Raw genomic sequence first — 2964 nt, 5'->3', positions numbered from 1 at the left:
GCGCTGTCCGGCAGGAGCCAATAAAGGCCCGTGACCAGAATGATAATGGGCAGATCCGAGATGAGGGGGGCCACGGCCACGAGCAGACCCGCCCTGACGCCGTGGCGCAGGGTTTCGGAGAGCATCAGGGTCAGAAGGGGGCCGGGTGACAGCCCGGCCGAAAGCCCGAGCACAAGGCCGCTGGCGGCGGCCGAGGTTGGATCGAACATGATGGTGGCGTCTGGCTAAAGGGTTGCGGACCGGCGTCTTGTAGCGCACGGCCCGCCGGTCCGCCAGTTTTTCAGAGGGCTTGGGTCAGTTTGGCCAGGATGGCCTGGAAGTTCCGGGTTTCCTCTGGGGTGAGGGCGGCGCTCAATTCCCTGGTCAGATTCAGGTGGTGGCCATGGTGTTCCTGAAACATGTCCCGGCCGGCCTTGGTCAGGCCGACCAGGATGGACCGGCGGTCTGTTTCGTGCGGGATGCGTTCCACCAGCCCTTGTTTTTCCAGGCGGTCCACGGTCACGGTCAGGGTGCCCGTGGTCACGCCCATTTTGGCCGCCAGTTCTTTCATGCGCAGGGGAGACTGCTGACCCAGAATTTCCAGGGTGTGCATTTGGTTCAGGGTGATGGGGCTGTCCCGCACCACGGCCTGTTCCCAGGAAGAGAATTTTTCGTAGAATTCGATGAGCAGCTCGCTCAATATTTCCAGATCATGCATGGGCATGCTCCGGGCAGGTCTGGGTGCTTTCCTCGGCCGGGCACGGGCAGGCATGGACCTCCACCGTGATCCGGGTCAGGTCCGGAATGTCCCCCATGAGGTTTTTGTAATGTTCGGGCGGCCTGGGCGAGGCGTCCTCCACGGTCAGATGGGCGGCCATGCGGCGTGGCCCGACATTCCAGATGGCCAGGTCGCGGACCCGGATATTGCCGTCTGCTTCGATGTGGCGCCGGATGTCCGCGTGGATGTCGCCGCCGACGCGGTGATCGAGAAGCACGCGGGCGGTTTCGCGCAACAGACCCAGGGCCCAGCGGCCCACGACCAGGGCGCCGACAATGCCCATGACCGGGTCCAGCCAGTTCAGGCCGTACAGCCGGCCGCCGAGTAGCGCAAAAATAGCCAGGACCGAGGTCAGGGCGTCGGCCAGGACGTGGATGTAGGCGGCCTTCAGGTTATGGTCGTGGCAGTGGGCATGGTCCTCGTCGCGCAGCAGCCAGGCACTGGCCAGGTTCACGGCCAAGCCGAGCACGGCGACGAAAATTGCCTGGGCAAAGGCGATGGGTACCGGCGCGATGAAGCGCATGGCGGATTCGGCCGCCATGAAGATCGCGACCAGGATCAGACCCACGGCCGAGCCAAAGCCCGCCAGGGCGTTGACCTTGCCCGCGCCAAAGACCAGGTCCGGATTGTCGGCGTTTTTGCGGGCGTAGGCATAGGCGAACCAGGCCACGGCCATGGCGCCGGCATGACTGGCCATGTGCCAGCCATCGGCCAGCAGGGCCATGGAACCAAAGGCCCAGCCCGAAAGGATTTCCACGGCCATGGTGGCCATGGTCAGCCAGAAGACGAAACGGGTGCCGCGTTCGCCGTGGTCGTGGTGGTGATGATGGCCGTGAGGGCAACATTGGGTGGACATGGAAACCTCGCTTGAATTCCAAGTTGTTTGATGTGCAAATATTTAGGTTCTCGAAGTTTGAGTGTCAAACAAAATCTGGATGGCCGCGGCGTGGGGATTGACAATTCCGCCTCGCTTTGAAAGTCCCGGGAACAAACAATTTTGGAGGCTCCAGTGCAAGACAGAGACGGTGTATTCTATTATCCCAATCCGCAAAACAAACGAATCCGCATGTATGTGCGCGAGCAGGACGGCAGCGTCGAATTCCGGCTGAGCAATGCCGATCGTCCCGAGGTTTGGGAACGGCACGGCTGGCTGGACATGGACATCATCAAGCGCGGGGCGCGGATGTTTCAGGACGAGCGCAACGCCAAGGCCGATCCCACGAAATTGTATGACGTGGACATGGCCCGCTATCTGCTCAAGGAAGCCAAGAAGAAAGGTTGAAGTCCGCGCGGCGTGCGCGTGGGGGAGACATGATCCAATTCGGCATGATTCAGGTCGCTGGGGTGCGTTGCGTGGACGAAGGGCGCATGCTGCTGGACTGCGGGGTGGATTTGCTTGGATTCCCCCTGCGCTTGCCCGTGCACGCCGAGGATACGTCCGAGGCCGAGGCGCGACGGATCATTCGCGCCGTGGGGCCCCCCGCGTGCGTGCTCATTACCTATGAGGCCGATCCTGGCCGGTTGGTCGATTTGTGCCGTTTTCTGGGGGTGCGGACCGTGCAGATGCACGCCGCCGTCGGGTCGGAGACGCTGGCCCGGATCAAAACCGCGTGCCCGCTACGGATTTTCAAAAGCTATGTTGTCGGGCGGGAGGCTCTGAGTCCCACCGAGTTCGTCGGCGCCTACGCCTCGGTTTGCGACGCGTTCATCACGGATACCTTCGATCCCGCCACCGGCGCCAGCGGCGCCACGGGACAAATTCATGACTGGTCGGTCAGCGCCGAATTGGTGCGTGTTTCCCCCCGGCCGGTCATCCTGGCCGGAGGCCTGACTCCTTGCAATGTGGCCCGGGCCATTGGCGTGGTCCAGCCCTCGGCCGTGGACGCCCATACCGGCCTGGAAGCTCCTGACGGTTTCAAGGACAAGGAGTTGGTCCGGGCCTTTGTGCGCGCGGCCAGGGTTGGGTTTGGCGCGTTGCCGCGTTCCATCTAGGCGCGCAGCAGGAAAACGCCGCAGCTATACAGCAGCAGCATCCCACCGAGGCCGATGGCGGTTGGATTGCCCAGGGCGCATCCCAGACACCCAATCACGCCCACGTAGAAGGGAAACATTTTATACATACGATCCGGAAGCCAGATTTTCATGATAGTGTCCTATGATGTGATGACCGTGCTTCATGGCCCGTGGCGCCGCGTTTTTTGGGCCCA

General features: G+C 62.5%; 5 protein-coding genes. 2 read left to right on the top strand and 3 right to left on the bottom strand.

Annotation, left to right across the window (positions count from 1 at the left end; translation table 11 throughout):
* The 3 genes from EOL86_13335 to EOL86_13325 all read right to left on the bottom strand — a co-directional run.
* Positions 1-209, bottom strand: a 209-nt coding sequence (locus tag EOL86_13335) for a hypothetical protein (GenBank protein NCD26558.1), incomplete at its 3' end; no start/stop codon positions are given.
* Between the two features lie 71 nt (positions 210-280).
* The gene (locus EOL86_13330; GenBank protein ID NCD26557.1) at positions 281-697 is read right to left on the bottom strand and encodes a MarR family transcriptional regulator; all 417 of its coding nucleotides are present in this window, start codon (positions 695-697) and stop codon (positions 281-283) included.
* Complete coding sequence (locus EOL86_13325) at positions 690-1613, bottom strand: cation transporter (GenBank protein NCD26556.1); 924 nt, start codon at positions 1611-1613, stop codon at positions 690-692. Before EOL86_13325 ends, EOL86_13330 begins: the two co-directional genes overlap by 8 nt.
* Before the next feature lie 153 nt (positions 1614-1766).
* Between EOL86_13325 and EOL86_13320 the strand changes: the two genes are divergently transcribed.
* Both EOL86_13320 and EOL86_13315 read left to right on the top strand, forming a co-directional pair.
* Positions 1767-2039 (top strand): hypothetical protein, encoded by a 273-nt coding sequence (locus EOL86_13320; protein NCD26555.1) that lies wholly within the window; start codon positions 1767-1769, stop codon positions 2037-2039.
* A gap of 29 nt (positions 2040-2068) precedes the next feature.
* Positions 2069-2749 carry a phosphoribosylanthranilate isomerase gene (locus EOL86_13315; GenBank protein NCD26554.1) on the top strand — a complete coding sequence of 227 codons (681 nt, stop codon included), beginning with the start codon at positions 2069-2071 and terminating at the stop codon, positions 2747-2749.
* Positions 2750-2964: the final 215 nt, after the last annotated feature.

The sequence above is a fragment of the Deltaproteobacteria bacterium genome (assembly GCA_009930495.1).
Classification (GTDB): domain Bacteria; phylum Desulfobacterota; class Desulfovibrionia; order Desulfovibrionales; family Desulfomicrobiaceae; genus Desulfomicrobium.
Note: the sequence above shows the minus strand (reverse complement) of the source record. Positions and strands in the feature narration are given on the sequence as shown.

Excerpts from the sequence above, each read along its gene's own strand:
- EOL86_13330 (NCD26557.1), bottom strand. The coding sequence starts at position 697 with ATGCATGATCTGGAAATATTGAGCGAGCTGCTCATCGAATTCTACGAA.
- EOL86_13325 (NCD26556.1), bottom strand. The coding sequence starts at position 1,613 with ATGTCCACCCAATGTTGCCCTCACGGCCATCATCACCACCACGACCAC.
- EOL86_13315 (NCD26554.1), top strand. The coding sequence starts at position 2,069 with ATGATCCAATTCGGCATGATTCAGGTCGCTGGGGTGCGTTGCGTGGAC.